Below are 25,916 nucleotides of genomic sequence, written 5' to 3'. Positions count from 1 at the left end.
ATGAGCCGCGTGACGATCGATGCCCGGGCGGTGGAGCAGGCCGCGGAGCGGCTGGCCGGCGTGGTCACCCGTACCCCGCTCCAGTTCAACGAGCGACTCAGCGCCGCCACCGGCGCGTCCGTGTGGCTGAAGCGCGAGGATCTCCAGCCGGTCCGCTCGTACAAGATCCGCGGCGCCTACAACCTGATCTCCCAGCTCGACGAGCAGCAGCGGGCGGCCGGCGTGGTGTGCGCGTCCGCCGGCAACCACGGCCAGGGTGTGGCGTACGCCTGTGCGCGGCTCGGCATCCGCGGGCGCATTTTCGTGCCGGCCACCACGCCGCGCCAGAAGCGGCAGCGGATCCTGGCCCTCGGCGAAGGGTTGGTGGAGCTCGCCGTCACCGGCGACACCTACGACGACGCGGCCGAGGCAGCGCTGCGCGAGGCGGGGCGGACGGGCGCGACGGTGGTGCCGGCGTTCGACGACGTCCGCACGATCGCCGGGCAGGGCACCGTGGCGCTCGAGATCGTCGAGCAGTTCGGCTCTGCACCCGACGTGCTGGTGGCGCCGGTGGGCGGTGGCGGCATGATCTCCGGCTGCCTGGCCTACCTCGGCGAGCGACACCCCGGCACGAAGGTCGTGGGGGCCGAGCCGTCGGGGGCCGCGTCCATGATCTCCGCGGTGGCCGCCGGCGGGCCGGTGGAGCTCGCCTCGCTCGACACCTTCGTGGACGGCGCCGCCGTCCGCCGGGCGGGTGACGTGACCTACCGCGTGGTGGAGCGGTGGCGACCGGCGCTCTACCCGGTGCCGGAGGGCCGTATCTGCTCGGAGATGCTCGCGCTGTACCAGATCGAGGGCATCGTGACCGAGCCCGCGGGCGCCCTCGCCGCGGCGAGCCTGGGGTTGTTCCAGCCCGAGCCCGGCCAGACGGTCGTGGTGATCGTGTCCGGCGGCAACAACGACGTCTCCCGCTACGCGGAGATCCTCGAGCGCTCGCTGGTGTACGAGGGTCGTAAGCACTACTTCCTGGTCAACTTCCCCCAGGAGCCGGGCGCCCTGCGGCGGTTCCTCGACGAGGTGCTCGGGCCGGACGACGACATCACGCACTTCGAGTACGTCAAGCGCAGCAACCGCGAGACCGGCCCGGCGCTGGTCGGGATCGAGCTGGGCGACCCGGCCTCGTTCGGCGACCTGCTGATGAAGATGGACGCCAGCCCGATCACGTTCGAGGTGGTCGCCTCCGACAGCCCCTTCTACCGCTTCCTGGTCTGATCAGGCGAGCATCGCCAGCGTGCCACCGACGAGCAGCGCCAGGCCGAGGGCGGACCGGCCGGAGAGCCGCTCCTTGAGCACGAACAGCGAGAAGGCGACCGTGAACACGATGCTGAGCTTGTCGATCGGCACGACCACGCTCGCCGGTCCCTCCTGCAGCGCGCGGAAGTAGCACAGCCACGACGCGCCGGTGGCCAGCCCCGAGAGCACGATGAACAGCAGGTCGCGCCGCGGCACCCGGAGGCGGTGCCGCCGGCCCGACACGAGCACCATCAGCCAGGCCATCACGAGCACCACCACGGTCCGGATCGCGGTGCCCAGGTTCGACTCGACCTCGCTGATGCCCACCTTGCCGAGGATCGCGGTGAGCGCGGCGAAGACCGCCGACCCGATCGCCCACGGCAGCCAGCCCTGCCCGGGTACCGCATCGGGCTGTGGGCCGGATTGTTCCTCCGCCGCCCTGCCGTTGGTTGCCATCAGCCAGGTGCCGACGCCGATCAGCGCCAGACCGGGCAGCCGGGTCTCCAGGTGCTGGGTCTCGCCGAGGAAGACCATCGCGAAAACCACCGTGAGCAGGAGGCTGGAGCGGTCGACCGGGGCCACCCGGTTCACCTCGCCGAGCTGGAGTGCCCGGAAGTAGCACAGCCAGGACGCTCCCGTCGCCAGCCCCGAGAGCACGAGGAACCACAGCGTCGACGCCGACAGGTGGGCCAGCTGCGACTGCGACCCGACGACGAGCACCATCAGGCACGACGCGACCAGCACCACCACGGTCCGGATCGCGGTCGCCAGGGTGGAGTCGGTGTTCCGGACGCCGATCTTGGCCAGCACCGCCGTCAGGCCGGCGAGCACCGCCGAGCCGAACGCGAATCCCACCCACACCGGACCAGTCCTCCTGGAGGGAGGCTACGCCTGTGTGCGCGGCCGGGTGGCTCCGCAGCGAGCGCCGGGGAGCCATCCCGACCATCCGGGGTCAGACCAGGCCGTTGGCCTTCAGCCACTCGCCGGCCACCGCTGCGGCGTCCTGCTTGTCGACGACGACCTTGGTCACCAGCCCGGCGAGGGTGTCGGTGTCGAGCTTGGCCGACACGGCGTTCAGCGCCGCGACCACCTCGGGCGTCGCCTTGCTCTTTGTGATCACCGGGATCACGTTCTGGGCGCCGAAGAAGCTCTTGGTGTCCTCGAGCGAGACGAAGTCGTTGGCCTTGATCGACGGGTCGGTGGTGAACAGGTTGGCCGCCTGCACCTGGCCGTTCTTCAGCGCCTGGACGGTCAGCGGGCCGGCCACGTCGAGAGCCTTGAAGCTCTTGAACTCCAGCCCGTAGACCTTCTTCAGCCCCGGGACACCGGCCGCACGGTTCTTCCACTCCGGCGGGCCGCCGAGCACCAGGTCCTTGGCCACCGGGACGAGGTCCTCGATGGTCTTCAGCTGGTAGGTGTCCGCGGTCTCCCGGGTGACCGTGATCGAGTCCTTGTCCTGCGCGGACGCCGGCTCGAGCGCCTCCAGGGTGTCCGGCAGCGCGGCCTTCAGCGACGCCAGCGCGGCCTCCTCGGTGGAGGTGTCGGCGTCAGCGTTCAGGTAGGTGGCGAAGGCGCCGGTGTACTCGGGGATCAGGTCGATCTCCCCGTTCTGCAGGGCCGGGACGTAGGTCTCGCGCGAGGCGATGTTCAGCTTCGGGGTCACCTGGACGCCCTTGGCCTTCAGTGCCCCGGCATAGATCTCGGCCAGCAGTTCGCTCTCGGGGAAGTTGGCCGAGCCGACCACGACGGAGACCGCCGCGGCGCTGCTCGCAGGTGCGGAGCTCGCCGGGGCGGAGCTGGCCAGCGGGTTGCCCGAGGAGCAGGCGGTCAGCGCCAGGGAGGCGACGGCCGCGGTCACGATCGCGAGGTGTTTCATCTCTCTTCCTTCTTCCTTGTGGGGTCGATCAGGTCGTGGTGGGGACGAGCCGGGAGAGCCGGCCGGTGCGGCGCGACGTCGGGACGGGCGCCAGGCCGGGAGACACCGCGACGCGCTGGACGCCGGCCAGGACGAGGTCGACCAGCATCGCGAGCACCGCCACCAGCAGCGCACCGCCGGCCATCTGTCCGTAGTCGCGGTAGGCCTGGCCGTCGATGAGGAAGCGGCCGAGGCCGCCCAGGCTCACCGACGCCGCCAGCGTGGCTGTCGCCACCACCTGGAGCGCGGCCGAACGCAGGCCGCTGAAGATCAGCGGGAGGGCGCACGGCACCTCCACCTTCGCCAGCACCTCGAGGGGCCGCATGCCCATGCCGCGGGCGGCGTCCCGTGCGCCCGGATCGACACCCTCCACCCCGGCGTACGCCCCGGCGAGGATCGGCGGGACGGCCAGCACGACGAGCACGAAGATCGCCGGGACGACGAAGGCGATGTCTCCGGCCAGCAGCGGCCCTACCACCAGCACGGCGACGAAGAGCAGGCCGAGCGTCGGCACCGAGCGCATGCCGTTCACCAGGTTCACCACGAGCACGCGCCCGCGTCCGGTGTGGCCCACCCACAGCCCCAGCGGGACGCCGATCGCCGCGGCCAGCAGCAGCGTGACGCCCGAGTAGGCGAGGTGCTCGGCGATGCGCACGGGGATGCCGTCGTCGCCCTGCCAGTGCGCCGGGTCGACCAGCCACGTCCACAACAGGTTCATGCGGGGCTCCCCACCCGCAGCCAGGGCGTGACCGCCCTGCTGACCGCGAGGATCGCCAGGTCGAGCGCCAGCGCCAGCACCATGCACGCCACGATGCCCACGATGATCGGGTCGAGGAAGTTGCGGGCGAAGCCGTCGGTGAACAGCGAGCCCAGCTGGGCGATGCCGAGCAGGGCCGCCACCGACACGATCGACACGTTGCTCACCGCCGCGACCCGCAGTCCTGCGGCGATCACCGGGACGGCGAGCGGGAGCTGGACGCCGAAGAACCGGCGCAACGGCCCGATCCCCATGGCCGTGGCCGCCTGGAGCACCTCGTCCGGCACCGACGCCAGGCCGTCGGCCACCGTCCGCACCAGCAGCGCGACCGTGTAGACGCTGAGGGCGACCACGACGTTGAGCGGGTCGAGGATGCCCGTGCCCAGCACGAGGGGCATCAGGATGAACAGGGCCAGCGACGGAATCGTGTAGAGCAGGCCGGTGCCGGCGACGAGCGGGGTGCGCAGCAGCCGGTAGCGCCACGCCAGCCAGCCCAGGGGGACGGCCACGACGAGCCCGATCACCAGCGGGATCACCGAGAGGACCGCATGGGTGACCATGAGTCCGCCGACCTCGTCGAGGTGCGTCAGCAGCCAGTTCACGAGGCGGCCTCCGACGGCTCGCGCTCGATCTCGGCGAGGACGTCCTGCGCGCGGACGGTGCCCACCAGGCGTCCCTCGTCGTCGGCGAGGACGCCGCGCCGGCTCGGCGCGGACAGCGCGGCGTCCAGCGCGGCCCGCAGGGAGCCCCCGACCCGGGCGACGGTACCGCCGCGGTGGAGGTCGTCGGGGCCGACCGGCGCGACCAGCGCCGAGGGACGCACCCAGCCGGCGGGCGCCCCGTCCGCATCCACCACCAGCAGCCACTCCTCGCCCGCGGCGACGCGGAGGGCCTCGTCCGCACCGGCGCCCAGCCGCACGGTGGGCTCGCGGGTGACCGGCAGTGCGGGGGCCTCGGTGAAGGCGAGCCCGCGGTAGCCGCGGTCGCGTCCGAGGAAGTCGGCCACGAAGTCGTCGGCCGGGTCGGCGAGCAGGTCGGCCGGGGCGGCGAGCTGGGCCAGCGTCCCCCCGACGCGCAGGACGGCGACCTGGTCGCCGAGCTTGATCGCCTCGTCGATGTCGTGGGTGACGAAGACGATGGTCTTGCCGATGTCGGCCTGGAGCCGGAGGAACTCGTCCTGCAACTGCTCGCGGACCACGGGGTCGACGGCGCTGAAGGGCTCGTCCATGAGCATCACGGGAGGATCGGCGGCGAGTGCCCGGGCGACGCCGACGCGCTGCTGCTGGCCGCCGGAGAGCTGGTTCGGGTAGCGGCGGCCGAGCTCCGGCGCGAGACCGACCCGCTCCAGCAGCTCGTGCGCGCGAGCGCGGGCCCTCCGCCGGTCCCAGCCCAGGAGCAGCGGCACCGTGGCGATGTTGTCGAGGATCGTGCGGTGCGGGAACAGCCCGCCGCTCTGGATCACGTAGCCGATGCCGCGGCGCAGCTCGTTCGGCTCGAGGCCAGAGGTGTCGCGGCCGTCGATCTCGATGGTGCCGCTGGTCGGCTCGATCATCCGGTTGATCATCCGCAGCGAGGTGGTCTTGCCGCAGCCCGAAGGACCGACGAGGACGGTGATCTTCCCGCTCGGCGCACGCAGGCTGAGGCCGCCGACGGCGACCGTCCCGCCCGGGTACACCTTGGTGACGTCGGTGAAACGGATCATGCCGGCCTCCCTCCTCGACGTGGCGGACCAGTGACGGCGGTACAGCTGGTATCGATCATGCACCCGGCCACCGACAGTGGAGCCGCGGCGAGGATCACGTCGTGGGTAACACCCCGGCGCCCGGAATCGTTCCGCCCGGCCGGGCTCAGTCCCCGTCCGCCTTGCGCCGGAGGTCCTTGCGCAGCTCCGGGGGGAGGGCGAAGACGAGGTTCTCCTCGGTCAGCCGCTCCTCGACGGCCTCCGGGAAACCCTGTGCGGTCAGGTAGTCGAGGACGCCCTGCACGAGCGCGTCGGGCACGGAGGCGCCCGAGGTGACCCCTACCGCGTCGACGCCCTCGAGCCAGGCGGGGTCGATCTCGCCGGCGTTGTCCACGCGGTAGGCGGCCTTCGCCCCTGCCTCGATCGCGACCTCGACCAGGCGCACCGAGTTCGACGAGTTGCGCGAGCCCACCACGATCACCAGGTCGGAGTGCGCGGCGATCTGCTTGACCGCCGACTGCCGGTTCTGGGTGGCGTAGCAGATGTCGTCGCTGGGCGGGTCGATCAGGGCGGGGAACTTCTCGCGCAGCCGGCCGACCGTCTCCCAGGTCTCGTCGACGCTCAGGGTGGTCTGGCTGAGCCAGGCGACCTTGCCGGGATCGAGCTCCACGGCGTCCACGTCGTCGGGGTGCTGGACGAGGGTGATGTGGTCGGGCGCCTCACCGGTGGTGCCCTCGACCTCCTCGTGCCCGGCGTGGCCGATCAGCAGGATCTGCACGCCCTGGGAGGCGAACCTCCGGGCCTCGTTGTGCACCTTGGTGACCAGCGGGCAGGTGGCGTCGATGGTCTTGAGGCCCCGCTCGGCGGCTTCGGCGTGCACCGCCGGCGAGACCCCGTGCGCGGAGAACACCACCGTGGCGCCGGCCGGCACCTCAGCCAGCTCCTCGACGAAGATCGCGCCGCGGGCCTCGAGGTCCTCGACCACGTGACGGTTGTGGACGATCTGCTTGCGGACGTAGACCGGCGGGCCGTACACGTCGAGCGCCCGCTCGACGGTGACCACCGCCCGGTCGACACCGGCACAGTAGCCACGGGGTGCGGCGACCACGACTCGCTTGCTTGGGGACATGGCCGCCAGTCTACGTGGCGCTCCCTCGGCCCCGCCTGGGGAAGCGGCGGGGCCCGAGCGCAGGGACGGGGTGAGGGAGTCGGTGCCGACCGCTAGCCTGCGTGCATGGCCATGACCAGCTCGCCGGAGCAGCCGCAGCCGCTGCGGGCGGTGGTGCAGGCGACCAAGAACTGGGTGGAACGCCTCGGCGAGGTCTGGGTGGAGGGCCAGCTGATCGAGATCAAGCGACGCTCGGGCCCGACCCAGTTCCTGACCATGCGGGACACCCTGGCGGAGGTGTCGGTGCGCATCTCCACCTCCTCCGCGGCGCTGGACGCCGCCGGCCCGCTCACCGAGGGCACCATCGTCGCGGCCCGGATCCGCCCGACGCTGTGGACGAAGTCGGGCGACCTCACCTTCCAGTGCAGCGAGCTGCGTCCGTCCGGCGAGGGCCGGTTGCTGGCGGCGATCGAACAGCGCAAGCGGATGCTCCAGGCCGAGGGCCTGTTCGACCCGGCGAGGAAGAAACGCCTGCCCTTCCTCCCGCGCCGCGTCGGGCTGGTCACCGGGGCCCAGAGCGCCGCGGAGCGCGACGTCGTGGAGAACATCGCGCGCCGCTGGCCGGCGGCCGTCGTCGAGGTGCGCCACTCGCTGATGCAGGGCCCGCAGGCCACGGAGCAGCTGGTCGGCGCGCTGCGCGCCCTCGACGCCCACCCGGAGGTGGACGTGATCATCGTCGCCCGCGGGGGCGGCTCGCTGGAGGATCTCCTGCCCTTCAGCGACGAGGCGCTGGCACGCGCCGTGTTCGCCTGCCGCACCCCCGTGGTGAGCGCGATCGGCCACGAGACCGACACCCCGATCATCGACCTGGTCGCCGACCTGCGCGCGTCGACGCCGACGGACGCCGCCAAGCGCGTCGTCCCCGACGCCGCGGCGGAGGCCGACCTCGTGCGGACGGCGCGCGGCCGCGTCCGCGCGGCGATCACCGCGCGGATCGACGCCGAGCAGCGCCGGCTCGACGAGGTGCGCAGCCGTCCAGTGCTGCGCGAGCCCGGCGCGTTCCTGACCGGGCACGCCGAGCGCCTCCAGCTCGCCCGCGACCGCCTGCACCGCGCGATCGGGTCCCGGCTGCGCGAGGAGGGACTGGGGCTGGAACACACCCTCCAGCGCATCCGTGCCCTGTCCCCGCAGGCCACGCTCCAGCGCGGGTACGCGATCCTCGCCGACGAGAGCGGACGGACCGTCGACCGCGTCTCCGCGACGAGGGCCGGCGCCCACGTCACCGCCCGGCTGGCCGACGGCCGGCTCGGGCTCACCGTCACCGAGACCACACCACAGGAGTAGCCATGGCCACGCCGGAACCCAGCTACGAGGAGGCCCGCGAGCAGCTGGTCGAGATCGTCCGGACGCTCGAGTCGGGCAGCGTCCCGCTGTCGGAGTCGATGGCGCTGTGGGAGCGCGGCGAGCAGCTCGCCACGATCTGCCAGCAGTGGCTGGACGGCGCCCGGGCCCGGATCGACGCGGCCCGTCCCAAGGAGGGCTGAGCCGCGTGCGGTACGTGATCGCGCCGGGCTACCTCGACTCCGACGAGGGCCACTGGCAGACGTTGTGGCAGGCCGGCCTCGGGCCGGACGCCGTCCGCACCGCCCCCGGCTCGTGGACCGAGCCGGCGTTCGACGACTGGGTGGCCGCCCTCGACGCCGTGATGACCCCGGGGGCGGTGATCGTGGCGCACAGCCTCGGCTGCCTCACCGCCCTCGCCTGGCTGGAACGCCACCCCGGCGGCGCGGCCGGCGCCTTCCTGGTGGCCGTGCCCGACCCCGAGGGGCCCACGTTCCCGCCCGAGATCACCGGCTTCGCCCGACCCACCGTCCCGGTGTCCGTCCCGGCGCTGATGGTGGCCTCGACCGACGACCCGTACGCCGGGATCGGCTTCAGTCGCGACACCGCGGCCCTCCTGGGCGCCGACCTCGTCGAGGTGGAGCGGGGCGGCCACCTCAGCACCGCGTCCGGGCGCGGCCCGTGGCCCGAGGGACGGGCGCTGCTCGACCGGTTCGTGGCCGGCCTCTGAGGCGCGCCCCGGGCCGCCGGCTCAGCCCTGGGCCGGCGCCGCCGTCCCGGCGATGTTCACCATCCAGGCGATCCCGAAGCGGTCGACGAGCTGGCCGAAGGAGTCACCCCAGGGCGACTGGTCGAGCGGCAGCGTGACCGTGCCGCCGTCGGCGAGCCGCTCCCAGTAGCCGCGCAGCTCGTCCTGCTCGTTGCCGCTGAGCGAGACGGTGATCGTGTTCCCGGCCGTCCGCTCCATGAACGCCGGCGTGTCCGCGGCCATCAGAGTGAAGCCGGACGGCGTGGTGAGCTGGGCGTGCATCACCTTGTCGCGCTCATCCTCACCGATGCCCGGCATCTCGTACTCGCCGAAGGTCGCGACGGTGAGTTCGCCGCCGAAGACGGAGCGGTAGAACTCCATCGCCTCGCGCGCCGTGTCGCGGAACGAGATGTACGGATTGAGCAGTGCCATGGGCCTTCCCCTTCGTGTCGTGGTCCGGGCCCAGTCTGGTGGCCACCACTGACAGCGGGCAGTGCATCATCTGCTACCAGCGGTTGTGGACGTCCTCCGCCCACCCGTAGAGCCCGTCGAAGGCCAGGCCGTCGAACGTTCCCGACCACGTGCCGAAGCACTGGTCGGTGCGGGCAGAGACCACGACCAGGTTCGAGGAGGCGCGGCGGTCGTACTCCGGGGTGAAGGTCGCGTCCAGCCCGCCCCCGGTCACCCGCCACGGACGCCGCCAGTCGGCCAGGTCGTAGCGCCAGTCGAGCTCTGAGGAGATCTTGTGCATCACGCCGTCGACAAGGATCCCGTTCTCCGTCGAGCCGGTGCCGGCGGTCCAGCGTCCGCCCACCTGGACGCCGATCGTGTGCCCGCCGGACACCCCCGAGCCGGCTCCCCAGTTCCACGCGACGTCGTAGGGCCAGCGCCCCCGTCCGTGGTCGAGGACGGCCCACGAGCCGGCCGGCACGTCGTGGCGCTGCCCGTCGATGACCAGCGTCCCGGAGGCGGGCAGCGCGACGTCCTTGACCGTGTACTGGAACCGTCGCCGCGACCACGGGACGACGACCGCCAGGCAGTCGTGGGCGGCCGGACGGGTGACCGTGACGTCGAACGACACGGCGGAGGTCTCCGCCCGGAGACGGACGGTGCCCTCTCCGGGGGTGATGTCGATGGCGAGCCCGGTGGCGCGCGCCCGCGCGGGTCCCGCACCCAGGCTCGCCGGGAGCGTGGCCCCCCGCGCCGGCAGGACGGTCGCCGCCGCCGGCCACGCCTGCTGCGAGCGGCGGTCGAACACCCACACCTCGTGGACGGCGGCGTAGTCGATGTGCGACACGGTCAGCGCCAGCACGTGGGTGGGCGTGACGACGTTCCAGTACTCCCACCGCTTGTTGCGCGGCCACCCGCGACGTCCCCCGATGCCCGAGGTGTCCACCAGCGGCCGGCGCGCCCAGCCGATCGACTCCGGGTTCAGCGTGCCGTCCGGGCGGGTCAGGGAGACGGGCGCGGTGAGTTCTCGCTCCATGGGGACATCATCGCGGGACGCGCTGCGCAGCCCGGGGACGCGCACCGGCGACGCACGGACCCGCCGTTGACGGCGGGCTCTGCACACGTGCCACGAGCATCAGACCCTCACACGGGCTTCCCGGGGCAAACCCAGAACCGCGAGGCAGAGCCCGACGAGAACCGGTGCACAACCGATGACGGCCAGGATCCCCGGCGAACTGGTCACTGGGGGCCACACAGGGGACCAGGATGCGCTCGCCACCAGCCCGACCCAGCCGACAACCCGCGTTGCCCGCTTCGGGGCGATCGTCAGGTGGACCGCGACCATCGGCAGCCAGACCCAAAGGTGCGGCCAGGCGACGGGAGACACCAGGGAGGAGCCGACTCCGGCCACCAGCACCGCACTTGTCCGCTCTTCGGCCCGCCAATGCTGGCGCGCTCTCCACAGGACCGTCGTTGCGACCACCGCGGCGAGAACGACCCAGGCGGGCCGCTGCCACGCATCCGGGACACCCCAGAACATCAGCTGCCCCAGAATCGTCAGGTTCTTCTCGAACCCGAGGCCCGGCACGCGCGACGTGTCGAAGACCACCCTGGTCCAGTATTCGAACGACTCCGCAGGGAGGACGACAAAGCCAAGCCCGGTGGAGACGACGAAAGCACTGACCGCCGTGGCTGCCGCTCGCCACTGTCGATTCACCAGGAACAGCGCGACGAAGAACAACGGCGTCAACTTGATCGCGGCAGACACGCCGACCAGTACACCGCGCCACCGGGACGGCAGGAGCAGCAGGTCGACCGTACTCAGCATCACGATGAACAGGCTCATCTGCCCCAAGGCGAAGCCTTCGAGCACCGGTTGGGACATCATGAACAGACCGAGCGCGAGGAGGACCGTCGGCGCGCTCCCCGGCAACGACGCCCGTGCGCTCGAGCCATTCTGCCTGAGCATCAGCCAGACGAGCACACTTGCCATGCCGATCTGCGCGAGCAGCCACGCCATCCCGGCTGAGCCGATCGGCATCCACAGCGTCGCGGCGACGAGCAGCGCAGCGAACGGTGGGTACAGGAACGACAACTCGCCCGCGCCGAACCGAAGGCCGGAGTCATACAGGCCGTGCCCGCTGAGCATGGCCTCGACCGCGCCCCGGTACACACGCAGGTCCAGGAAGTCGGAGCCGACCGTCGGCGCCATCCCGGCCACCACGATCACGGCCACGGCAGCCGCTGCGGCGACAGCAGCGAGGGCGAGGCGGGCTCGTGTTGGACTGGGCACAGCCACCCCCCAAGGACGACGGTTCGAGACTGCCCAACACTCCCATATCGAGCACCCCGGCGCGTGACCCGGTTCAACCGTCAGGAGGGCCCACGCGGCGGCGCCCAGCGACCGGGGCGCGGCAGCCGTGGACAGCAAGCTCCATCGACGGTCCGGCTACTCCTCCAGGGTGGTGAGGTCGCCCTCGTCCTGGCCGAGCGCGCGGGCCTTCAGCACCCGGCGCATGATCTTGCCGGAGCGGGTCTTGGGCAGCTTGTCCGGGAAGTCGATCCAGTCCGGCTTCGCGATCGGGGACAGGTGCACCGAGACGTGCTTGCGCAGGTCCTCTGCCAGCTGGGGACTGCCCTCGTAGCCCATGCGCAGCACCACGAAGGCGTGGATCGCGTTGCCCTTCACCTCGTGCGGCAGGCCGATCGCCGCAGCCTCGGCGACCGCCGGGTGCGAGACCAGCGCCGACTCGACCTCCGCCGTGCCGAGCCGGTGCCCGGACACCTTGATCACGTCGTCGGTGCGGCCGATCACCCAGAAGTAGCCGTCGGCGTCCCGGCGGGCCGAGTCGCCCGCGAGGTACTTGCCGGGGTACTTCGACCAGTACGTGTTCACGTACCTCTCGTCGTCCTTGAAGAGCGTCCGCAGCATCCCCGGCCACGGCTTGGTGAGCACGAGGAAGCCCTCCTCGCCATCAGGCACCGGCTCGCCGGCCTCGTTGAGGATCTCGGCCACCTGCCCGTAGAAGGGCTTGCCCGCCGAGCCCGGCTTCAGCGGCATCGACGGCGTCGGGCAGATCTGGAACATGCCGGTCTCGGTCTGCCACCAGGTGTCCATGATCGGGCAGCGTCCCTTGCCGATCACCCGGTGGAACCAGTGCCATGCCTCCGGGTTGATCGGCTCCCCCACCGACCCGAGCAGCCGCAGCGAACTGAGGTCGTGCCGGTTCGGCCACGCCTCGCCGAACCGCATCAGCGACCGGATCGCCGTCGGCGCGGTGTAGAAGGTCGTGATCCCGTAGTACTCGATCAGCTGCCACCACCGGTTCGGGTAGGGGTAGGTGGGACCGCCCTCGAACATGAACGAGGTCGCCCCGGCCAGCAGCGGGCCGTAGACGAGGTAGGAGTGGCCGGTGATCCAGCCCGGGTCGGCCGTGCACCACCACCGGTCCTCGTCGCGGATGTCGAAGGTGTACTTCAGGGTCGTGTAGGTGCCCACCATGTAGCCGCCGTGGCTGTGGAGGATCGCCTTCGGCTTCCCGGTGGAACCCGAGGTGTACAGGATGAACAGCGGGTCCTCTGCGTCCATCTGCTCGGTCGGGCAGTCGCCCTTCGCGATCGGCAGCGCGGTCAGGTCGTGGTACCAGTGGTCGCGGAGCGCGTCCATGGCCACCTCGTGGCCGGTGCGCTTCACGACGATCACGTTCTCCACGGACGGGGAGAAGCGGATCGCCTCGTCGACGATGTCCTTGAGCTTGAAGATGCCGCCGTTCACCCAGGAGCCGTCCGCGGTGATCACCACCTTCGACTCCGAGTCGTCGATGCGGTCGGCCAGCGCGTCGGCGGAGAAGCCGGCGAAGATCACCGAGTGCACCGCGCCGAGCTTCGCGCAGGCGAGCATCGCGAAGACGACCTCGGGGATCCGCGGCAGGTAGATCGTGATCTTGTCACCCCGGCCCACGCCCATCGCCTTGAGCACGTTGGCCATCTGGTTGACCTCGCGGTTCAGGCTGAAGTAGCTGTAGGTCTTGTAGTCCGTCCCGTTCTCGCCCACCCAGATGAGCGCGAGCTTGTTCTTGTACGGGCCGGAGAGGTGGCGGTCGATGCAGTTGTGGACGATGTTCGTGCGCGCGCCGGTAAACCACTTGTAGAACGGCGGGTTCGTGTCGTCGAGCACCTTCTCCCACGGCTCGTACCACTCCAGTTCTGCGGCGCGGTCGGCCCAGAAGCCGATCGGGTCGGCAGCGGCGGCCTCGCGCAGCGCGGTGTCCTCGGCCCCGAACGACGGGTCCGGGTAGATGGCATCGTCCATTGATCCTCCTTGACCGGGTGAGCCTAGGCCCCGGCTCCGCACCCGCGGAAGACCCTGTTTCGTCGTCCGTTAGGGTGCAGGCGTGGACGGAACCGACGCCGTGGTGCTGCGCACCCGCGACGGCGTGGACGAACTCATCGTCAACGGCGTCTTCGCGATGGACTCGACGCAGGTGAGCTCCGAGCTGGCGCTCGCCGACGCGGCCCTGCCCGCCGCCCGCGTCCTGGTCGGCGGGCTCGGCCTGGGCTACACCGCCGCCCGGCTGCTGGCCGCGGGCGTCGAACGTGTGCGGGTCGTGGAGCTGTCGTCCACGCTCGTCGCGGCGGCCCGGGCCGGCGCGACCGGACAGTTGGGACGGGTGGCCGCCGACCCCCGCGTGGAACTCGTGACCGGCGACATCGCCGACCACGTGCACGGCGCGTGGGACGCGATCCTGCTGGACGTCGACAATGGGCCGACCTTCCTGATCCATGACCACAACGCGCGGCTCTACCGCGAGCAGTTCCTCGCCCACTGCCTGCGCGCGCTCGTCCCGGGCGGCCGGCTCGTGGTGTGGTGCGAGCAGGCCAGCCCCGACCTCGCGGACGCGCTCGCCGCCGCCGGGGCGCGGGTGGAGGCGATCGTCGTGCCCGTCACCCGCGGCGAGCGGAGCTTCGAGTACGTGCTCTACCGCGCGTACGGGTCGGCGATCCCCACGTAGACCGTCTCGAGGTACTCCTCGATGCCCTCGGCGCTGCCCTCACGGCCGAGCCCGGACTGCTTCACGCCACCGAACGGCGCCGCCGGGTTCGAGATGACGCCGGAGTTCACCGCCAGCATGCCGGTCTCGATGCGCTCGGACATCCGCAGGGCGCGGGCCAGGTCGGTGGTGAACACGTAGGAGATCAGGCCGAACGGCGTGCTGTTCGCCGCAGCCACCGCCTCGTCCTCTGTGGCGAACGTCGCGATCGGCGCCACCGGGCCGAAGATCTCCTCCGTCATCACCCGTGAGCCCGCCGGCACGCCCGACACCACGGTCGGGGCGAAGAAGTACCCCGGACGGTCCAGTGCCCGGCCACCGGTGAGCACCCGCGCACCCCCGGCCACGGCATCGGCGACGAGGGCGCCGATCCGCTCGCGGGCGTCCGCGTCGATGACCGGGCCGAGCTGGGTGCCGTCCTCGATGCCCGGGCCGACGCGGAGCACGTCCATGCGCTCGGCCAGGCGCCGCGAGAACTCGTCGGCGACCCCCGCCTGCACGTAGATCCGGTTGGCCGCGGTGCAGGCCTGGCCGCCGTTGCGCACCTTCGCGTTGAAGGCACCCTCGACAGCCACGTCGAGGTCGGCGTCGTCGAAGACCAGCACCGGGGCGTTGCCGCCCAGCTCCATGGAGGTGCGAAGGACGTTGTCGGAGGCCTGGCGCAAGAGCACCTGGCCGACCTCGGTGGACCCGGTGAACGACAGCTTGCGCAGCCGCGGGTCGGCGAACAACGGCCTGGTCGTCGCGCCGGAGTGGCTGGTCGGGATGACGTTGATCACCCCGGCCGGCACGCCCACCTCGGCCATGACCTGCGTGAACAGCAGGGTGGTCAGCGGGGTCAGGGCGGCCGGCTTGATCACCATCGTGCAGCCCGCCGCCAGCGCCGGCGCGCTCTTGCGGGTCGCCATCGCCAGCGGGAAGTTCCACGGCGTGATCAGCAGGCACGGACCCACCGGGCGCTTGGTCACCAGGATGCGCTGGACGCCGTCCGGAGCGGGTGAGTAGCGGCCGTAGATGCGCGCGGCCTCCTCGGAGAACCAGCGCAGGAACTCCGCGCCGTAGGCCACCTCCCCGCGCGCCTCCGCCAGCGGCTTGCCCATCTCGAGGGTCATCACGGTGGCGAACTCGTCGGCCCGCGCCGTGACCGCCTCGAAGCCGGCGCGCAGCAGCTCGGCCCGCTTGCGCGGCGCCGTCCGCCCCCACGATTCCTGTGCGGCGGACGCGGCGTCGAGCGCCGTCTTCGCGTCCTCCGCCGTGGCGTCGGCCACCTCGGCGATCACCTCGCCGGTCGCGGGATCCTCGACCGCGAAGGTTCCCCCGCCGGTGGCGTCACGCCACTCGCCGTTGATGAACAGCTTGGTCGGCACCGACCCGGGCAGCGTCATCCGTCCTCCTCAGCCGAGCGCTTCGGCGAGAGCCTCGCCGAGCACGTCCATGGCATCCTCCACCAGCGATGCCTCGATCACCAGGGGCGGCAGCATCCGGATCACGTTCCCGTAGGTGCCGCAGGAGAGCATGACCACCCCGCGCCGGGCGCACCCGGCGACGACCGCCTTCGCCAGGGCGGCGTCCGGGCGCTTCGAGCCGTCGGGAACGACCAGTTCCATCGCCAGCATCGCGCCGCGCCCGCGCACCTCGCCGATCTGCGGGTACACCTGCGCGAGCGTCGCCAGGCGTGCGGTGACCTGCTCGCCGACCCGCAGTGCACGCCCGGCCAGGTCCTCGGACTCCATCGTCGAGATGGCGGCCAGCGCCGCCGCGCACGACACCGGGTTGCCGCCGTAGGTGCCACCGAGGCCGCCGACCACCGGGGCGTCCATGATCTCCGCCCGGCCGGTCACCGCCGCGAGCGGCATGCCGCCGCCGAGGGCCTTCGCCGTCGTGACCACGTCCGGCACCACCCCCTCATGGCTGGACGCGAACCAGTCGCCGGTGCGGCAGAAGCCGGTCTGCACCTCGTCGGCGATGAAGACCACGCCGTGCTCGGTGCACCAGTCGGCCACCATCTTCAGGAAGCCGGGCGCCGGCACGATGAAGCCGCCCTCGCCCTGGATCGGCTCCACGATCACCGCCGCGACGTGCTGCTCGCCCACCTGGACGTGCACCCGCGAGGCGAACTCGGCGAACGCCTCCTCCGCGCAGCGCTCGGGACCCGTCGGCCACCGGTACGGGTAGGCCATGGGCACCCGGTACACCTCGGGGGCGAACGGGCCGAAGCCGTCCTTGTAGGGCTGCACCTTCGCGGTCAGCGCCATGGTCATGTTCGTGCGTCCGTGGTAGGCGTGGTCGAACGCGACGACGGCCTTCCGGCCGGTGTACGCGCGGGCCACCTTGACGGCGTTCTCGACCGCCTCGGCGCCGGAGTTGAACAGCGCCGTCCGCTTGGCGTGGTCGCCGGGGGTCAGCCGGTTGAGCTGCTCGCACACCTCCACGTAGCCGTCGTAGGGCGTGACCATGAAGCAGGTGTGCTCGAAGCGCGCCGCCTGTTCGGCGACCGCGGCGACGACCGCGGGCGCGGCGTGGCCGACCGAGGCCACGGCGATGCCGGCGCCGAAGTCGATGTGCTGGTTGCCGTCGGCGTCGACGAGGATCGCACCCTCGCCGCGCTCGATGTAGACCTCGTTGCCGACCGACACCGCCCCGGACACGGCCGCCTTGCGCCGCGCGGCCAGGGCACGGGACGCCGGTCCCGGCAGCTCTGTGACGAGCCTGCGCTCCTGCTTCACCGGTCCTCCATCCCCCACGGCGAGGCGTAGCCGGACGGCGCCGCGCCGGCCAGCAGCTCGAGGAACGGGACGGCGTCGAACGCCTCCGGCCCGAGCACGCCCTGGCCCTGCCAGACGCCGGTGGCCAGCAGCTCGAGCGCCACCACCGGGTTGATCGCGGTCTGCCAGACCACGCACTGGGCTCCGAACTCCCGCATGGAGGTCTCGTTGTCGACCACGTGGTAGAGGTAGGTGCGCCGCGGCCGGCCGTCCTTGCCGGTGCCGGTCACGTACAGGCCCGCGCAGGTCTTGCCCGTCATCCGCGGGCCGATCGTCGCCGGGTCGGGCAGCACGGCGGCCACCACGTCGCGGGGCGACACCTCGACCCCCTTGACCCGCACCGGTTCCGTGCGGTCCAGGCCGAGCGCGTGGAGGGTCTTGAGGACGCCGATGAACTCGTCGCCGAGCCCGTACTTGAACGTGACCCTCTTGGCGTCCAGGAAGCGCGGCATCAGCAGCACCTCCTCGTGCTCGACGTTCACGCACTCCACGCCCCCGATGCCCTCGGGGAACTCGAAGACCTCCGGTTCGCTGAACGGCGGGGTGGTGAACCAGCCGCGCCCCTCCTCGTAGACCACCGGCGGGTTGAGGCACTCCTCGATCGTCGTCCAGATGGAGAAGCTGGGGGCGAAGATCTCCTCGCCGGCCTCGTTGCGCACCACGAGGTTCGCGCCGTCCCGGGTGCCGAGCTCGTCGATCTCGCTGAAGAGGTGGTCGGAGGCGTACCGCGCGAACACGTCCGACAGCCCGGGCTCGACGCCCATGCCCACCAGGGCCAGCCTCCCCGCGGCCGCCCACCGGCCACCCTCGGCGAACTGCTCGTCGCCCAGCTTCACGCCGGTTTCGGCGTACGGGCGCTCCGGGTGCGGCCGGGACAGGCTCATCGCCATGTCGAGGTAGTCGGCCCCCGCGTCGAAGGCGCCGGTGAACACGCTCATCACGAAGCGGGGGTCCACGGCGTTGAGCACGTGGGTGATGCCGTGCGCGCGGGCCAGGTCCGCGACCGACGCCGCGTCCGAGGCGTCCACCCGGGCTGCGACGAACCGGTCCCCACCCCCCGCCGCGACCGCTGCGGCCACCGTGGCCTCGGCCCGGGCGAGGTCGTAGTCGGCCATCACCATGAGCTCGAAGAAGTCCCGCCGGGCGGCGATGCGCGCGACCGCGTCCCCCACCCCGCCGGCGCCAACCACCAAAACGCGCATCAGTGCGCTTCCTTTCTCCTCCTGGCGCCGATCGCCTGGCCGATCCCGACGATCGCCAGGGCGCCGAAGAACATGACGGTGCCGACCACGTTGATCTGCACCGGGGTGCCGCGCTGGGCCGCTCCCCACACGTACATCGGGAACGTCACGGTGGACGCGCCCGCGTTGAAGTTGGTCACGATGTAGTCGTCGAAGCTGAGCGCGAAGGCCAGCAGGGCGCCGGCGGCGATCCCGGGGGCCACCAGCGGGAAGGTGACCTTCCAGAAGGCCTGGGACGGACGCGCGTACAGGTCGGCGGCCGCCTGCTCCAGCGCGGGGTCGAGGGAGGACACCCGCGCCTTCACCGTGGTCACGACGAAAGACAGCGTGAACAGGATGTGGGCGATCAGGATCGTCATCTGGCCGGTCGGCACGCCCATCGCCACGAACAGGGTCAGCAGCGACGAGCCCATGACCACCTCGGGGGTGGCCATCGGGAAGAACACGAGCAGGTTCGTCGCTGCGCGCCCGCGGAAGCGGTAGCGGGCCAGCGCGAAGGCGGCCATCGTGCCGATCAGTGTCGCCGCGAGCGCGGACGCCACCGCCACCCACAGGCTCAGCCCGAGCGCCTCGCACATGCCCGCGCTGGCGCACGGGTTGAGCCAGGCGTCGAGGGAGAACTGGTTCCACTCGTAGTTGAACCGCCCGTTCGGCTTGTTGAACGAGAAGATCGTCACCACCAGGTTCGGCAGCAGGATGTAGGCCAGGACGAGGAGTCCGGCGATCACCACGAGGTTCCGGCGCAGCCAGGCCATCACACGAGCTCCTCTGTTCCGGCGGCACGGACGTAGGACGCCACGAGCACGATGATCGCGAACATCAGGATGAACGACAGCGCCGCGGCCGTCGGGTAGTCGAGCACCCGCAGGAACTGGGCGTCGATGACCTGGCCGATCATCACCGTCTGGGTGTTGCCGAGCAGCTTGGAGTTGATGTAGTCGCCGGCCGCGGGGATGAAGGTGAGCAGCGTTCCCGACACCACGCCCGGCAGCGACAGCGGCCAGATCACCTTCCAGAACGTGTTCCACCCGTTGGCGTACAGGTCGCCGGCGGCGTCCAGCAGGCGCGAGTCGAGGCGTTCCAGCACCGTGTACAGCGGCAGCACCATGAACGGGAGGAAGTTGTAGATCAGGCCGCTGATCACCGCGAACTGGGAGTTCAGCAGCGAGTCGTTCTCGGTCAGCCCGACGGCCTGGAGCACCGTGGTCAGGCCGGTGCTCCGGAAGAACTGCGCCACCGGCCCCTGGTCGGTGAGGATGATCTGCCAGGCCAGCGTCCGGATCAGGAAGTTGGTGAAGAACGGCGCGACGACCAGCACGAGCAGCGTGTTCTTCCACCGCCCCGAGCGGTGCGCGATGAACCACGCCAGCGGGTAGCCCAGCAGCAGGGTGCCGACGGTGGCCGAGCCGGCGTAGATGATCGAGCGGAGGAACTGCGGCCAGTAGCGCGACAGCGCGTCCGCGTAGGTGGCGAAGTTCCAGGTCAGGGTGAAGCCGTTGTCGATGTCGCCGGTCTGCAGCGACTGGGACGCCAGCGAGACCGTCGGCACGACGAAGAACGCCACCAGCCACAGCAGGGCCGGCGCGAGCAGCAGGAACGGCACGAAGGTGCCGCGGCGCCGGGCCGTCCGCGTCCGGCGCGCACCGCCGGCCGGGATGGCGAACGCCATCAGTCGGCCCCCGCCACGACGAACGCCTGGTGCGGGTCCCACCCGAGGACGACCTGGTCGCCGGGACGGGCGCGCGGCGAGCCGTCGTTCGGCTGCGCGACCGTGAGCTCCTGGGCCCACGGCATGGCCACCAGGTAGGTGGTCGCGACGCCGGTGAAGGACGCGTCGGTCACCGTGCCGGTGAGCCGGTTGGCGCTGGGCGGGCTGTCCGGCCCGAGCAGGCGGAGCTTCTCCGGGCGGATGCCGAGGTGGACCAGCGATTCCGTGGCCGACATCTCCGGCCCCAGGTGCAGCCCCTGCGGGAGCTGGGCCCGCTCGACCACGAGCCCGTGGCCGTGGGCGTGGGCGGTGACGAACTCCCCGCCCGGATCGCTGAACCCGTCCAGCGGGAGCAGGTTCGACTGCCCGAGGAAGTTCGCGACGAAGGCCGTCGCCGGGTGGTCGTAGAGCTCGTTGGGCGTGCCCTGCTGCTCGATGCGCCCCGCCCGCATCACCGCGACCGTGTCGGCCATGGTCATGGCCTCCTCCTGGTCGTGGGTGACGTGGATGAAGGTGATCCCGACCTCCTGCTGGATGCGCTTCAGCTCGATCTGCATCTCGCGGCGCAGCTTCAGGTCGAGGGCCCCCAGCGGCTCGTCCAGCAACAGCACCTCGGGCCGGTTGACGATCGCGCGGGCCAGCGCGACCCGCTGCTGCATGCCGCCGGAGAGCTGCCGCGGCCGCTGCCGGGCGCGGTCGGCGAGCTTCACCAGCTCGAGGGCCTCCATGGCCTTGGTCTTCCAGTCGGCCACCTTGAGCTGGCGGAGGCCGAAGCCGACGTTCTCCAGCACGTCCAGGTGGGGGAAGAGCGCGTAGCTCTGGAACACCGTGTTCACCCGGCGCTGGTAGGCCCGGGTGGCGGTGATGTCGTCCCCACCGAGGAAGATCCGTCCCGACGTCGGCTCCTCCAGCCCGGCGACCATCCGCAGGGTGGTCGTCTTGCCACAGCCGGACGGGCCGAGCAGTGCGAAGAAGGAACCGGACGGCACGACGAGGTCGATGCCGGCCACCGCGACGAAGTCGTCGAAGTGGCGGGTCAGCTCGACGAGTTCCAGCTCGCCCTGCGTGGTCTCGCCCATGCCTAGCCCGTCACCACGGCCTGGAACTGGCGGTTGAACGCGGTCTCCTCCTCGGCCGTCAGGGCCCGGAAGGCCTGCGTCCTCGCCATCACCGCGTCGCTGGGGAAGATCAGCTCGTTGTTGGCGATCTCCGGATCCTTCTTGACCAGGATCTCCTTGGCACCGGCGACCGGCGAGATGTAGTTCACGTACTCGGTGACCTTCGCCATCACCTGCGGGTCGTAGTAGTAGTCGATCAGCCGCTCGGCGTTCTTCTTGTGCTTGGCGAGGTTCGGGATCACGAAGTTGTCGGAGAAGGTCGGGATGCCCTTCTCGCCGAGCGCGTACCCGAGAGCGGGGTTGTCCGCGCGCAGCTGCACGACGTCGCCGGTCCAGGCCACGCAGGCCGCCGTGTCGCCGGAGGCCAGCGGCTTGGTGTACTCGTTGCCGGTGAAGCCCTTGATCTGGCCGGCGTCCTTCGCCTCCTGGATCACGGCCAGCGCCGCGGTGAACTGCTCGGCGGTCACGGAGCCGAGGTTGACGCCCTGCTCGATCAGCACCAGGCCGACGGTGTCGCGCATCTCGGTGAGCATCGTCACCTTGCCCTTCAGGGCCGGGTCGTGGAGCAGCTGGTCGACCGTGGTGACCTTGCGCCCGCCGGTCGCCTTCGGGTTGTAGGCGATGCCGGTGAAGCCGATCTGCCAGGGCAGCGAGTAGACGCGACCCTTGTCGAAGGCCACGTCCTTCAGCGACGGGTCGAGGTTCACCGCGTTCGGGATGTTCGCGTAGTCCAGCGGCTGGATGTAGCCGAGGCGGGCGAGCCGCGCGACCATCCAGTCGGTGCTCACCCAGGTGTCGCGCCCGGTGTCCTGGCCGCTCTCGAGCAACGGGCGCACCTTGGCGAAGAACTCGTCGTTGTCGTTGTAGTCCTCGGTGTAGGTGACGTCGATGCCGGTCTTCTTCGTGAAGGCCTCGATCGAGGGGTGCTTGCCGTTGTCGTCGACGTCGATGTACTCGGGCCAGTTCGACCACTTGACGATCTTCTCGGTGTCGGAGAGGTCCGGGGCGGCCTGCGGGGTCTTGCTGGCCGCGCCGGAGGCGCTGGGGTTACGGCCCGGGGAGCCACAGGCGGCCAGCAGTCCTGCTGCGGCGGTGCCGGCCAGGCCGGCGAGCGCGGCGCGGCGCGAGATCGCGGAGCGGGCGAAGGACGCGAACGAGGGATCAGGTGACATTGCGGCGAGCTCCTCGGTAGTTGGGTCGGTGTCGGCGATGCTGCGGACGCGCACACGGGCGGACGGCGGCGGACGCCGGCCACGGACCTACGAGGTCTCGTACCATCCCGCCTCCTTGGATGAGCATCCTGCTGCCCTGCAGGCTAATCCGCAATTGTTTCGCAAGAGTTACCACGGAAATCGTAGCCGCAGGGTTTGCAGACTTCGATAGTCGGAGTGCAGGATCTACCCATGGCACAGGTTGACCACGTCGAGCAGAGGCGGGAGCCCCCGCAACGCTCGAGCATGCCGGTGGTGGACGCGATCGGGAAGCGGATCATCGAGCTGCTTCAGCAGGACGGCCGCAAGCCGTTCGTCAGCATCGCCGCGGAGGTCGGACTCTCGGAGGGGGCGGTCCGACAGCGCGTCCAGCGGCTCACGGAGTCGGGCGTGATGCAGATCGTCGCGGTCACCGACCCGCTCGTGGTCGGCTTCACGCGGCAGGCGATGATCGGCATCAAGACCGCCGGCGACGCCGGCCCGATCGCCGACCGCCTGTGCGAACTCGCCGAGGTCGACTACGTCGTCACCACCGCCGGCAGCTTCGACCTGCTCGTCGAGGTGGTCTGCGAGGGGGACGCTGAGCTGCTCGAACTGCTGATGACCAGGATCCGCACGATCGAGGGCGTGATCGGCACAGAGACGTTCGTCTACCTCAAACTCAACAAGCAGCACTACGACTGGGGAACCCGATGACGCAGACCACCCGCTCCGGCACGCCGCTGGCCCAGGCGGCGCAGTCGCACCTGTGGGGGCACTTCACCCGCCACTCCGTCTACGAGCCGGTGGAGGCCGGCGGGCGCGGCGCCGAGATGCCGGTCATCGTCCGCGGACGCGGCCACCGGATCTGGGACGACCGCGGCCGGGAGTACTTCGACGGGCTCGCCGGGCTGTTCACCGTCCAGGTGGGCCACGGACGCACCGAACTGGCCGAGGCGGCAGCGAAGCAGGCGTCCGAGCTCGCGTACTTCCCGCTGTGGAGCTACGGGCACCCGGCCGGGATCGAGCTGGCCGAGCGCCTGGCCGGCTACGCGCCCGGCGACCTCAACCGCGTGTTCTTCACCACCGGCGGCGGCGAGGCCGTGGAGTCGGCGTGGAAGCTCGCCAAGCAGTACTTCAAGCTCACCGGACGGCCCACGAAGACCAAGGTGATCTCGCGCTCGATCGCCTACCACGGCACCCCGCACGGCGCCTTGTCGATCACCGGCATCCCCGCAGCGCGCGCCCCGTTCGAACCGCTGGTGCCCGGAGCGTTCAAGGTGCCGAACACCGGCTTCTACCGGGCCCCGGAGCACCTGCGCGACGACGAGTACGCCTTCGGCCAGTGGGCGGCAGAACGGATCGCGGAGGCGATCGAGTTCGAGGGGCCGGACACCGTCGCCGCGGTGTTCCTCGAGCCCGTCCAGAACTCCGGCGGCTGCTTCCCGCCGCCCCCGGGGTACTTCGAGCGCGTCCGCCAGATCTGTGACGACTACGACGTCCTGCTGGTCTCGGACGAGACGATCTGCGCGTTCGGCCGCATCGGCTCGATGTTCGCCTGTGACGACTTCGACTACGTGCCCGACATCATCACCTGCGCCAAGGGCATGAGCAGCGGCTACTCCCCGATCGGGGCGATGATCGCCTCCGACCGGCTGTTCGAGCCGTTCCGCTCGGGCACCACGAGCTTCGCCCACGGCTACACCTTCGGGGGCCACCCGGTGTCGTCCGCCGTGGCGCTGGCCAACCTCGACATCATGGAGCGCGAGGGACTGAACCAGCAGGTGGCCACCCTCGCCCCGTCCTTCCGTGCGGCGCTGGACGGGCTGCGGGACCTGCCCATCGTGGGCGACGTCCGGGGCGCGGGCTACTTCTACGGCATCGAGCTGGTGAAGGACCGCGAGACCAGGGAGACCTTCGACGACGACGAGGCCGAGCGGCTGTTGCGCGGCTTCCTCTCGAAGGCGCTGTTCGACGCCGGCCTGTACTGCCGCGCCGACGACCGGGGCGACCCCGTCATCCAGCTCGCGCCGCCGCTGACCATCGGCGAGCCCGAGTTCGCCGAGATCGCAGGCATGCTCCGCTCGGTGCTGACCGAGGCCAGCGAGCTGCTCTAGCCGCCTAGATCCCGACGTCCTCCAGCATCTCGGTCACCAGTGCGGCGATGGGGGAACGCTCGGAGCGGGTCAGGGTGACGTGGGCGAACAGCGGGTGTCCCTTGAGCCGCTCCACCACGGCCACCACCCCGTCGTGCCGGCCGACGCGCAGGTTGTCGCGCTGGGCGACGTCGTGGGTGAGGACGACCCGCGAGTTCTGTCCGATCCGCGACAGCACGGTGAGCAGCACGTTGCGCTCCAGTGACTGCGCCTCGTCGACGATCACGAAGGCGTCGTGCAGCGAGCGACCGCGGATGTGGGTGAGCGGGAGGACCTCGATCAGGTCCTGCGCCAGCACCTCGTCGATCACGTTCTTGCTGGTCACCGAGCCCAGCGTGTCGAACACCGCCTGGCCCCAGGGCGACATCTTCTCGTTCTCGCTGCCGGGCAGGTAGCCGAGTTCCTGCCCGCCCACCGCGTACAGCGGACGGAACACGATCACCTTCGCGTACTGCCGCCGCTCGAGGACGGCCTCCAGCCCCGCGCAGAGCGCCAGCGCCGACTTGCCGGTGCCCGCCCGTCCGCCGAGGGAGACGATGCCGATGTCGGAGTCGAGCAGGAGGTCGAGGGCCACCCGCTGCTCCGCAGAGCGGCCGTGGAGGCCGAACGCCTCCCGGTCGCGGACCAGGCGGACCGCGCCGTCCGGCAGCACCCGGCCCAGCGCGGACGAACTCGCCCCGTGCAGCACGACGCCGGTGTGGCAGGGCAGGTCGACCGCCTCGGCGACGACCGCGGAGCCCTCGGCGTAGAGGCGCTCGATGGTGGCCGTCGGCACGTCGACCTCCGCCATCCCGGTCCACCCGGAGTCGGGCGTGATCTCGTGGCGGTACTCCTCCGCCGGGAGGCCGACGGCCGAGGCCTTCACCCGCATCGGCAGGTCCTTGCTGACCAGGACGACGTCGTGGCCCTCGGCGCGGAAGTTGAGCGCGACGGCGAGGATGCGGGAGTCGTTGTCGCCCAGGCGGAAGCCCGGCGGGAGCACCTCGGTGTCGGTGTGGTTGAGCTCGACCCGCACGGTGCCCTCGGCCTCGTTGACCGGGATCGGCGCGTCCAGGCCGCCGTAGCGCACCCGCAGGTCGTCGAGGTAGCGCAGCGCGGTGCGCGCGAAGTACCCGAGTTCGGGGTGGTGGCGCTTGGCCTCCAGTTCGGTGATGACGACCACCGGGACCACGACGCTGTGCTCGGCGAAGTTCCGCAGGGCGTGCGGGTCACTCAGCAGCACGGAGGTGTCCAGAACGTAGGTCTTCAGCGCCAGAGCGGTGTCACGGGTCCCGGAGAAGGCGGTCCTGGTCGATGGCATGTCGATCCCTTGTCCGAGCCGGATCGCCGCCCGTCCGGCTCAACCTGGTGGTCAGCCGAGGGGACGGGGTCCGGGGGCGGGCCCGCGGGTCACGCTGTGCAGCATGGTGCCTCTC

The 25,916-nt window shown here is 71.1% G+C and carries 25 protein-coding genes; 7 read left to right on the top strand and 18 right to left on the bottom strand.

All coding sequences use genetic code 11. From position 1 onward, the window contains the following. The gene (gene ilvA / locus ACFQQJ_RS15605) at window positions 1-1,251 is read left to right on the top strand and encodes a threonine ammonia-lyase IlvA (RefSeq protein WP_377107897.1); all 1,251 of its coding nucleotides are present in this window, start codon (window positions 1-3) and stop codon (window positions 1,249-1,251) included. Here ilvA and ACFQQJ_RS15600 read toward each other — a convergent pair whose 3' ends face one another. From ACFQQJ_RS15600 to ACFQQJ_RS15575, 6 genes are all read right to left on the bottom strand, one after another. After that, on the bottom strand, window positions 1,252-2,133 hold the full coding sequence (locus ACFQQJ_RS15600) for an EamA family transporter (protein ID WP_377107895.1): 882 nt from the start codon (window positions 2,131-2,133) through the stop codon (window positions 1,252-1,254). A gap of 91 nt (window positions 2,134-2,224) precedes the next feature. After that, window positions 2,225-3,148, bottom strand: coding sequence for an ABC transporter substrate-binding protein (locus ACFQQJ_RS15595; RefSeq protein ID WP_377107893.1), 924 nt, complete (start codon window positions 3,146-3,148; stop codon window positions 2,225-2,227). Between the two features lie 28 nt (window positions 3,149-3,176). Next, a complete protein-coding gene (locus ACFQQJ_RS15590; RefSeq protein ID WP_377107891.1) occupies window positions 3,177-3,905 on the bottom strand; it encodes an ABC transporter permease in 729 nt (242 codons plus the stop codon). Beyond that, entirely contained in the window at window positions 3,902-4,546 is a 645-nt protein-coding gene (locus ACFQQJ_RS15585; protein ID WP_377107889.1) for an ABC transporter permease, read from the bottom strand. Before ACFQQJ_RS15585 ends, ACFQQJ_RS15590 begins: the two co-directional genes overlap by 4 nt. Beyond that, window positions 4,543-5,646: an ABC transporter ATP-binding protein gene (locus ACFQQJ_RS15580; RefSeq protein ID WP_377107887.1), complete on the bottom strand. Its 1,104-nt coding sequence runs from the start codon at window positions 5,644-5,646 to the stop codon at window positions 4,543-4,545. The genes ACFQQJ_RS15585 and ACFQQJ_RS15580 overlap by 4 nt, the downstream gene beginning before the upstream one ends. Window positions 5,647-5,791: 145 nt before the next feature. After that, a complete protein-coding gene (locus ACFQQJ_RS15575; RefSeq protein ID WP_377107885.1) occupies window positions 5,792-6,754 on the bottom strand; it encodes a 4-hydroxy-3-methylbut-2-enyl diphosphate reductase in 963 nt (320 codons plus the stop codon). A 105-nt stretch (window positions 6,755-6,859) separates the two neighbouring features. Here ACFQQJ_RS15575 and xseA point away from each other — a divergent pair, with 105 nt between their 5' ends. Genes xseA through ACFQQJ_RS15560 form a run of 3 tightly spaced genes read left to right on the top strand, consistent with a single transcriptional unit; the run spans window position 6,860 to window position 8,804 of the window. Further along, window positions 6,860-8,077, top strand: coding sequence for an exodeoxyribonuclease VII large subunit (gene xseA / locus ACFQQJ_RS15570; protein WP_377107883.1), 1,218 nt, complete (start codon window positions 6,860-6,862; stop codon window positions 8,075-8,077). Window positions 8,078-8,079: 2 nt separating this feature from the next. Then, on the top strand, window positions 8,080-8,277 hold the full coding sequence (locus ACFQQJ_RS15565; RefSeq protein WP_377107881.1) for an exodeoxyribonuclease VII small subunit: 198 nt from the start codon (window positions 8,080-8,082) through the stop codon (window positions 8,275-8,277). 5 nt (window positions 8,278-8,282) lie between these two features. Then, entirely contained in the window at window positions 8,283-8,804 is a 522-nt protein-coding gene (locus tag ACFQQJ_RS15560; RefSeq protein WP_377107879.1) for an RBBP9/YdeN family alpha/beta hydrolase, read from the top strand. A gap of 21 nt (window positions 8,805-8,825) precedes the next feature. Here ACFQQJ_RS15560 and ACFQQJ_RS15555 read toward each other — a convergent pair whose 3' ends face one another. The 4 genes from ACFQQJ_RS15555 to acs form a co-directional block, all read right to left on the bottom strand. Continuing rightward, complete coding sequence (locus ACFQQJ_RS15555; protein WP_377107877.1) at window positions 8,826-9,254, bottom strand: VOC family protein; 429 nt, start codon at window positions 9,252-9,254, stop codon at window positions 8,826-8,828. A gap of 73 nt (window positions 9,255-9,327) precedes the next feature. Continuing rightward, window positions 9,328-10,308 (bottom strand): DUF2804 domain-containing protein, encoded by a 981-nt coding sequence (locus tag ACFQQJ_RS15550; protein WP_377107875.1) that lies wholly within the window; start codon window positions 10,306-10,308, stop codon window positions 9,328-9,330. 99 nt (window positions 10,309-10,407) lie between these two features. Continuing rightward, window positions 10,408-11,508, bottom strand: a complete 1,101-nt coding sequence (locus ACFQQJ_RS15545; protein WP_377107873.1) for a glycosyltransferase 87 family protein — start codon at window positions 11,506-11,508, stop codon at window positions 10,408-10,410. Between the two features lie 213 nt (window positions 11,509-11,721). Continuing rightward, window positions 11,722-13,584, bottom strand: a complete 1,863-nt coding sequence (gene acs, locus ACFQQJ_RS15540) for an acetate--CoA ligase (RefSeq protein WP_377107871.1) — start codon at window positions 13,582-13,584, stop codon at window positions 11,722-11,724. An 82-nt stretch (window positions 13,585-13,666) separates the two neighbouring features. Between acs and ACFQQJ_RS15535 the strand changes: the two genes are divergently transcribed. Further along, on the top strand, window positions 13,667-14,284 hold the full coding sequence (locus tag ACFQQJ_RS15535) for a spermidine synthase (protein WP_377107869.1): 618 nt from the start codon (window positions 13,667-13,669) through the stop codon (window positions 14,282-14,284). Here ACFQQJ_RS15535 and ACFQQJ_RS15530 read toward each other — a convergent pair. Genes ACFQQJ_RS15530 through ACFQQJ_RS15500 form a run of 7 tightly spaced genes read right to left on the bottom strand, consistent with a single transcriptional unit; the run spans window position 14,251 to window position 22,327 of the window. Continuing rightward, complete coding sequence (locus ACFQQJ_RS15530; RefSeq protein ID WP_377107867.1) at window positions 14,251-15,708, bottom strand: NAD-dependent succinate-semialdehyde dehydrogenase; 1,458 nt, start codon at window positions 15,706-15,708, stop codon at window positions 14,251-14,253. The genes ACFQQJ_RS15535 and ACFQQJ_RS15530 overlap by 34 nt on opposite strands. A 9-nt stretch (window positions 15,709-15,717) precedes the next feature. Beyond that, window positions 15,718-17,049, bottom strand: a complete 1,332-nt coding sequence (gene gabT, locus ACFQQJ_RS15525) for a 4-aminobutyrate--2-oxoglutarate transaminase (protein ID WP_377107865.1) — start codon at window positions 17,047-17,049, stop codon at window positions 15,718-15,720. Further along, entirely contained in the window at window positions 17,046-18,290 is a 1,245-nt protein-coding gene (locus ACFQQJ_RS15520; protein WP_377107863.1) for a saccharopine dehydrogenase family protein, read from the bottom strand. Before ACFQQJ_RS15520 ends, gabT begins: the two co-directional genes overlap by 4 nt. Then, a complete protein-coding gene (locus ACFQQJ_RS15515; RefSeq protein WP_377107861.1) occupies window positions 18,290-19,084 on the bottom strand; it encodes an ABC transporter permease in 795 nt (264 codons plus the stop codon). Before ACFQQJ_RS15515 ends, ACFQQJ_RS15520 begins: the two co-directional genes overlap by 1 nt. Continuing rightward, window positions 19,084-19,998, bottom strand: a complete 915-nt coding sequence (locus tag ACFQQJ_RS15510; RefSeq protein WP_377107859.1) for an ABC transporter permease — start codon at window positions 19,996-19,998, stop codon at window positions 19,084-19,086. The genes ACFQQJ_RS15515 and ACFQQJ_RS15510 overlap by 1 nt, the downstream gene beginning before the upstream one ends. Next, complete coding sequence (locus tag ACFQQJ_RS15505) at window positions 19,998-21,116, bottom strand: ABC transporter ATP-binding protein (protein ID WP_377107857.1); 1,119 nt, start codon at window positions 21,114-21,116, stop codon at window positions 19,998-20,000. Before ACFQQJ_RS15505 ends, ACFQQJ_RS15510 begins: the two co-directional genes overlap by 1 nt. Before the next feature lie 2 nt (window positions 21,117-21,118). After that, complete coding sequence (locus ACFQQJ_RS15500; protein WP_377107855.1) at window positions 21,119-22,327, bottom strand: spermidine/putrescine ABC transporter substrate-binding protein; 1,209 nt, start codon at window positions 22,325-22,327, stop codon at window positions 21,119-21,121. Window positions 22,328-22,621: 294 nt separating this feature from the next. Here ACFQQJ_RS15500 and ACFQQJ_RS15495 point away from each other — a divergent pair, with 294 nt between their 5' ends. Beyond that, window positions 22,622-23,062, top strand: coding sequence for an Lrp/AsnC family transcriptional regulator (locus ACFQQJ_RS15495; RefSeq protein WP_377108032.1), 441 nt, complete (start codon window positions 22,622-22,624; stop codon window positions 23,060-23,062). Beyond that, window positions 23,059-24,462, top strand: a complete 1,404-nt coding sequence (locus tag ACFQQJ_RS15490) for an aspartate aminotransferase family protein (RefSeq protein ID WP_377107853.1) — start codon at window positions 23,059-23,061, stop codon at window positions 24,460-24,462. Before ACFQQJ_RS15495 ends, ACFQQJ_RS15490 begins: the two co-directional genes overlap by 4 nt. 4 nt (window positions 24,463-24,466) lie before the next feature. On the opposite strand, the gene ACFQQJ_RS15485 is transcribed toward ACFQQJ_RS15490, so the two are convergent. Continuing rightward, the gene (locus ACFQQJ_RS15485; RefSeq protein ID WP_377107851.1) at window positions 24,467-25,801 is read right to left on the bottom strand and encodes a PhoH family protein; all 1,335 of its coding nucleotides are present in this window, start codon (window positions 25,799-25,801) and stop codon (window positions 24,467-24,469) included. Between the last annotated feature and the right edge of the window lie 115 nt (window positions 25,802-25,916).

Source organism: Propionicimonas sp. T2.31MG-18, from assembly GCF_964266745.1.
In the GTDB taxonomy this organism is placed as follows: Bacteria; Actinomycetota; Actinomycetes; order Propionibacteriales; family Propionibacteriaceae; genus Propionicimonas.
Note: the sequence above shows the minus strand (reverse complement) of the source record. Positions and strands in the feature narration are given on the sequence as shown.

Bases quoted from the DNA above. Each gene is read 5' to 3' on its own strand.
- ilvA (WP_377107897.1), top strand. From the start codon at position 1: ATGAGCCGCGTGACGATCGATGCCCGGGCGGTGGAGCAGGCCGCGGAG.
- ACFQQJ_RS15595 (WP_377107893.1), bottom strand. From the start codon at position 3,148: ATGAAACACCTCGCGATCGTGACCGCGGCCGTCGCCTCCCTGGCGCTG.
- ACFQQJ_RS15590 (WP_377107891.1), bottom strand. From the start codon at position 3,905: ATGAACCTGTTGTGGACGTGGCTGGTCGACCCGGCGCACTGGCAGGGC.
- ACFQQJ_RS15580 (WP_377107887.1), bottom strand. From the start codon at position 5,646: ATGATCCGTTTCACCGACGTCACCAAGGTGTACCCGGGCGGGACGGTC.
- ACFQQJ_RS15575 (WP_377107885.1), bottom strand. From the start codon at position 6,754: ATGTCCCCAAGCAAGCGAGTCGTGGTCGCCGCACCCCGTGGCTACTGT.
- xseA (WP_377107883.1), top strand. From the start codon at position 6,860: ATGGCCATGACCAGCTCGCCGGAGCAGCCGCAGCCGCTGCGGGCGGTG.
- ACFQQJ_RS15565 (WP_377107881.1), top strand. From the start codon at position 8,080: ATGGCCACGCCGGAACCCAGCTACGAGGAGGCCCGCGAGCAGCTGGTC.
- ACFQQJ_RS15555 (WP_377107877.1), bottom strand. From the start codon at position 9,254: ATGGCACTGCTCAATCCGTACATCTCGTTCCGCGACACGGCGCGCGAG.
- ACFQQJ_RS15550 (WP_377107875.1), bottom strand. From the start codon at position 10,308: ATGGAGCGAGAACTCACCGCGCCCGTCTCCCTGACCCGCCCGGACGGC.
- acs (WP_377107871.1), bottom strand. From the start codon at position 13,584: ATGGACGATGCCATCTACCCGGACCCGTCGTTCGGGGCCGAGGACACC.
- ACFQQJ_RS15530 (WP_377107867.1), bottom strand. From the start codon at position 15,708: ATGACGCTGCCCGGGTCGGTGCCGACCAAGCTGTTCATCAACGGCGAG.
- ACFQQJ_RS15520 (WP_377107863.1), bottom strand. From the start codon at position 18,290: ATGCGCGTTTTGGTGGTTGGCGCCGGCGGGGTGGGGGACGCGGTCGCG.
- ACFQQJ_RS15515 (WP_377107861.1), bottom strand. From the start codon at position 19,084: ATGGCCTGGCTGCGCCGGAACCTCGTGGTGATCGCCGGACTCCTCGTC.
- ACFQQJ_RS15510 (WP_377107859.1), bottom strand. From the start codon at position 19,998: ATGGCGTTCGCCATCCCGGCCGGCGGTGCGCGCCGGACGCGGACGGCC.
- ACFQQJ_RS15505 (WP_377107857.1), bottom strand. From the start codon at position 21,116: ATGGGCGAGACCACGCAGGGCGAGCTGGAACTCGTCGAGCTGACCCGC.
- ACFQQJ_RS15500 (WP_377107855.1), bottom strand. From the start codon at position 22,327: ATGTCACCTGATCCCTCGTTCGCGTCCTTCGCCCGCTCCGCGATCTCG.
- ACFQQJ_RS15490 (WP_377107853.1), top strand. From the start codon at position 23,059: ATGACGCAGACCACCCGCTCCGGCACGCCGCTGGCCCAGGCGGCGCAG.
- ACFQQJ_RS15485 (WP_377107851.1), bottom strand. From the start codon at position 25,801: ATGCCATCGACCAGGACCGCCTTCTCCGGGACCCGTGACACCGCTCTG.